General features: G+C 49.2%; 3 protein-coding genes. All 3 read right to left on the bottom strand.

Annotation, left to right across the window (positions count from 1 at the left end; all coding sequences use genetic code 11):
- Positions 1–2506, bottom strand: a 2506-nt coding sequence (nirB, locus tag RMO52_RS21200; RefSeq protein ID WP_310418276.1) for a nitrite reductase large subunit NirB, incomplete at its 3' end; no start/stop codon positions are given.
- 189 nt (positions 2507–2695) lie between these two features.
- Positions 2696–3424, bottom strand: a complete 729-nt coding sequence (locus RMO52_RS21195) for a GUN4 N-terminal ARM-like repeat domain-containing protein (RefSeq protein ID WP_310418273.1) — start codon at positions 3422–3424, stop codon at positions 2696–2698.
- A gap of 87 nt (positions 3425–3511) precedes the next feature.
- Positions 3512–4300, bottom strand: a 789-nt coding sequence (locus RMO52_RS21190) for an MltA domain-containing protein (protein WP_310418269.1), incomplete at its 5' end; no start/stop codon positions are given.

Genomic DNA, 4300 nt, shown 5'->3' with positions numbered 1-4300 from the left:
GCCGTTCGTGCTCGAACACGGGGCGTTTTTGTCCGCGCTCTTCGACTAACACAATATTAGGATCGGGCGCATCGGTATTGACGAAGTGTTGGAAACGTTGGAGTTTTACCGGATCTTTAAGGGTTACATGCCACTCGCAGGCGTAGGTGGCGACTTGATGTGCCATTTCTGCTTCAAGTTCTTCAGCGATACCAAGCGAATCATTAATAATCACATTTTGCAGATATTCCATCCCGCCTTCGAGTTTATTAAACCATGTTGCCGTGCGCTCCAAGCGGTTGGCGGTGCGGATGTAGAACATCAGGAACCTATCTACATAGCGAATCAGGGTTTCTTTATCCAAGTCGGCGGCGAGTAGTTGCGCGTGTTGGGGTTTCATCCCGCCGTTACCGCAGACGTAAAGGTTCCAACCTTTCTCGGTGGCGATGATGCCAAAGTCTTTACTTTGAGCTTCCGCACATTCGCGGGTACAGCCAGATACAGCGGATTTAAATTTGTGGGGCGCGCGGAGTCCACGATAGCGCAATTCTACCTCGATCGCGAGGCTGACTGAATCTTGGACGCCAAATCGACACCAGGTACTACCGACACAAGATTTAACGGTGCGGAGAGCTTTGCCATAAGCGTGCCCGGATTCAAAGCCAGCAGCCACCAGCCGCTGCCAAATTAGGGGAAGTTGGTCTACCCGTGCGCCGAGTAAATCGATGCGCTGTGCGCCCGTTATCTTGGTGTAGAGTCCAAAATCTTTGGCGACTTGTCCGAGGACGATCAGTTTTTCGGGGGTGATTTCGCCGCCGGGGATGCGGGGGATGACTGAGTAGGTGCCGTCGCGTTGGATATTAGCCAAGAAGGCATCGTTGGTATCTTGCAAGGCGACGTGGGGTGCGTCAAGAATTTGGTCGTTCCAGGCGGAGGCGAGAATCGAACTAACGGCTGGTTTGCAAATTTCGCAGCCGCGTCCGGTACCATGTCGATCGAGGAGTTGTTGAAAGGTGTGGATATCTTGCGATCGCACTAGGCTATATAATTCCTGACGGGAGAAGGCAAAGTGTTCGCACAGGTTGTTATTAACGGCGATGCCCGCTTTTTTGAGTTCGGCTTTGAGTAAGTCGGTAACTAGCGGAACGCAGCCGCCACAACCCATGCCCGCGTTGGTACAGGACTTGACGCTACCGATATCGCGAAGTTCTTGTGCTTGAATCGCGGTGCAAATTTGACCTTTGGTGACGTTATTACACGAGCAAATTTGGGCGGTATCGGGCAATTGCTCGACTCCCATCGCCATCGTCGCACCACTGCGCGGCGGTAAAATCAGATCTTCGGGATGCGGCGGTAATGCCATCTGATTTTGCATCAGTTGAAGCAAAGTACCGTAAACTGTCGCATCGCCGACTAAGATACCGCCTAATAAGCGGGTACCATCTGCATTTACTACCAGCTTTTTATAGACACCTGAAACGGCATCATCGATCGCGATTACTTTCGAGCCAGTCGTCTTACCAAATGCGTCCCCAAAGCTGGCTACATCGATGCCCAATAGCTTCAATTTGGTGGACATGTCTGCGCCAGTAAAATTATTAGTTTCACTGCCACAGAGCCTGTCGGCGGCGACCTCTGCCATCCGGTAGCCCGGTGCGACTAAACCGAAAATTTGGTTATTATATAAAGCGCATTCTCCGATCGCATAAACATCAGGATCGGATGTTTGACAATTATCATCGATCGCGATGCCGCCGCGATCGCCAACTTTCAAACCACACTGACGCGCTAGCTCATCTTGGGGACGAATCCCCGCCGAGAAAACAATAATGTCTGTTTCTAGTTCGGTACCATCGGCAAATAACATCTTACAGACACGCCCATTCTCGTCGGCGACAATCTCAGTCGTCGATTTGCCTGTATGAATGCCGATGCCCAAATCTTCAATCTTCTGGCGCAAGGTTGCACCACCAGCATCATCTACTTGCACAGGCATCAATCGGGGCATGAATTCTACAACATGCGTCTTGAGTCCCAAATTTTGGAGCGCATTGGCACATTCTAAACCCAATAACCCACCACCAACGACGACACCGACTTTGCAATCTTTGGCATAAGCTTCAGTCGCCTCTAGATCGCAAATCGTCCGATAGACAAAAGTACCTGGAAGATCGTTACCTTTAATCGGCGGTACGAAGGGATAGGAACCAGTCGCCAGCACCAGCTTATCGTAACTAATCGTCAAACCTTTAGCCGAGGTGACTGTCTTATTAGCTCGATCGATACTGACAGCCTTATCGCCGACGTGTACCTGAATATTGTTGTCTGTGTAAAAATCTGGTGCGACGAGCGAGAGATCTGCGGCTGTCTTCCCCGCAAAATAACCGCTCAGGTTAACCCGATCGTAAGCTACCCGTGGCTCTTCACAAAAGCAGATCGGTTCCCAATCCGCACCTTTTGCTGCCATCTGTTCCAAGAACCGATGACCGACCATTCCATTGCCGATCGTCACTAACCGCTTTGCCATACCAATGCTGCCTATAGCTACAATAATCCTGAGTCTATATTAGGCTAGGCAGATTTGCGAATTTTATTTGTATCTCGGGATACATAATAGCTGGCTATTATTCATTAATTGCATGGCAAGCGTGCCATTTTAGTGTTTGGCTCTTTCTGAAATGCGATCGCCAATACCAGCAAGGTGATGCTTTTAACTTTAATTAGTCACTTTTTCCCAAGCCGGATGGGATAACAGCGCAGAGATAACTCGCACGCCGCGCAACTGATTGGATAAGGGCAAATGACCTCTAGGTGCAGTCAAATCCCAAGTAAACGCCCCAGGATAACGCGTCCAGTTATTACCTTCCTTCCAGCCGATTTTCGGCCAGAATTTATCCCAATTTTTATTCATCCCCATCCACATTTCACTTTGAACCGAAAAGCCAAATTTACCACCAGAATGGGCGAGCCATAAGGTGTCGATCGTGTGGAGATCGAGTGCGGGTAACTGCTCGACTTCGGTAAAATAAATCCATTTACGTTGGACGGCATCTTTACCCGCGAGTTCGCACAGTTTCTCGTTAGTAAGTTTATCTGCTGCTTGAAAATTTTGTTGGGCGAGTAGTTGCTGAAGTTGAGTATAATCGACACCAATACTCGATACTAATGGCACGATTCCAGTTGGAAATTCACGATCGAGATAAGCTCTTCCAGCAGGAAACTCGCTCTGATATATGGCTTGATACACTGCACCTACCACAATCGTCGGTGTAGTTCCCCGTTGTTCCTGGAGCCATGCAGTTAGAACTTCAATGCCTGGAAGTCCCTTTTCGATCAGTTGCGGTAGTAACTGCAACTGATTTTTGAGGGGACTGGCGATAAATTTTTCCTGCAACTCGATGACATCTGAAGGTATCGACGCTGAAGTAGTGCTGAGATCGGGCATGGGTGAGGAACTGCGATGAGGTGGAGTAGTCCGATCGATATTTTACCAAAAATAAACTAACTTGTTGCTACTTGCCACCTGCTAAACTTAGCCCTTCAATAACAGATAATAAAGGTGTCCTGGCCCACCTGTCACGCCAGCACGCTCTCCAGCAATTTTACCAGTACCCATAAAGTAATCGACACGTCCGGGGCCAGTAATCGCGCTACCTGTATCCTGATCTAAGACATAGCGACTGACAAGTTTTTGCTGGATCGATCGACCATCGACACTATAGGGCAGTTCGGTATGCACCAACGCCAAAGCGCCTGGTGGCATGAGCGACTTGTCGGTCGCGATCGAACGTTCGGGTGTAACTGGCACATTGATACTCCCCATCGCTTCACCATTGAAGGTCTCCTTCATGAAGATAAATCGCTTGTAGCGGGGAATGTAAACGTTCAATTCTTGCGGGTTTTCGCGGAAGTAGCGGATGATACCGGGAAGCGTGAGCTGACTGGGCGTAACTTTACCATCTTTGGCTAGTTCTTTGCCGATGCTATTGTAGGCAAAATTGGTACCACCAGCGAAGCCCACTGTAGTTTTACTGCCATCTGGTAGATTGAGTTCTGCCGAACCCTGAATCTGGACGAGGATCGCTTCAAAGCGATCGCGCATCCAAAATATCTCATTCCCTGCCAGCAAGCTTTTGCTGCCTTGGAGTCCATCTGCGCCCTCTAACTGCAAGCGTTCGGGTTGCGGATCTTTCCAACTGCCAAAGTTTGCAGGTAATTTGTACAGCGGATATTTGAATTCGGCTGTCTGCGTGCGACTGGCTTGATAAATCGGTTCGTAATAGCCCGTAAATTGGACGGTACCTTTATTATCTTTGCCGAC

Source organism: Chamaesiphon sp. OTE_8_metabat_110 (genome assembly GCF_031382685.1).
Lineage (GTDB): Bacteria > Cyanobacteriota > Cyanobacteriia > Cyanobacteriales > Chamaesiphonaceae > Chamaesiphon.
This window is presented reverse-complemented; position numbering and strand designations above follow the sequence as displayed.

Bases quoted from the DNA above. Each gene is read 5' to 3' on its own strand.
- RMO52_RS21195 (WP_310418273.1), bottom strand. From the start codon at position 3,424: ATGCCCGATCTCAGCACTACTTCAGCGTCGATACCTTCAGATGTCATC.